This is a genomic window from Paratractidigestivibacter sp., assembly GCF_052362415.1.
Lineage (GTDB): Bacteria > Actinomycetota > Coriobacteriia > Coriobacteriales > Atopobiaceae > Paratractidigestivibacter.
Genome location: NZ_DAWEMK010000093.1, coordinates 4,636 through 5,437, shown reverse-complemented (window position 1 = coordinate 5,437; position 802 = coordinate 4,636). Strand labels below are relative to the sequence as shown.

At 74.9% G+C, this 802-nt stretch carries 1 protein-coding gene; it reads left to right on the top strand.

Annotated elements, in window-relative coordinates:
• Positions 1 to 802, top strand: an 802-nt coding sequence (locus tag ACT84W_RS08530; RefSeq protein ID WP_444328900.1) for a hypothetical protein, incomplete at both ends; no start/stop codon positions are given.

Sequence of the window (802 nt, the reverse complement as noted above, 5' to 3'; positions counted from 1 at the left end):
CTACGCCCTGTGCAGCGTCCTGTACGAGATGTACTCCGGGCGCACGCCGTTCGACGTCGCCTCCTCCCCGCTTGCGTCGCCCTACGCGCTCAAGACCGAGGGCGAGCCCGCTCCGCTCGAGCCCGCGTGCCCCGAGGACGAGCCGCTGGTGGAGGCAATCACGGCGGGCATCCATGCGCGCCAGGAGGAGCGCGAGGACGCGGCCGAGCTGCTCGGGCGCCTGCACGCCTGGCGCCGGGGCGAGAAGTACGAGCCGGACCGCGCGCCGGAGCCGAGCGAGTTCGCGAGGGCAGTGGCCAAGGGGACGCATCTCTCGATGGAGGGGAAGCCGGCCGCGGGCGTCGCGGGCGCAGGGCGGCCGGCGGGCGCGGTCAGCGCCGCGGCCAGCGCAGGCGGCGCCGGCGCGCCAGGAGTCGCTCATGCGAACGAGCCGCAGGCCAAGGGCAACATCGTCCTCAGCCGCCGGGCGCTGCTCGCCGGCGTGGGCGCCGTCGCGCTCGCCGGCGTCGGCTACGCCGCGTGGCGCACGCACTGCTTCGGCCTGACGCGCCCCAGGGCCCTGGACGACTACAGCTGGGACGAGCTCGCCGAGGTCGCGGACAAGATCGCCGCCGCGGGCTCCGACGAGGAGGGGTTGCGAATCGTCGTCGAGGCCGGGCTCGCCGATGCGGACGGGAAGGTCACCGCCGAAAACGTAAAGCGCTTCGAGCTGACGGACGGCACCCCCGCCGAGGCCCAGATCGTCGGCTTCCGCGCCGATGTGCGCGCCGACGGCGCGGGCAAGGCGGGGATCTCGCTCCTC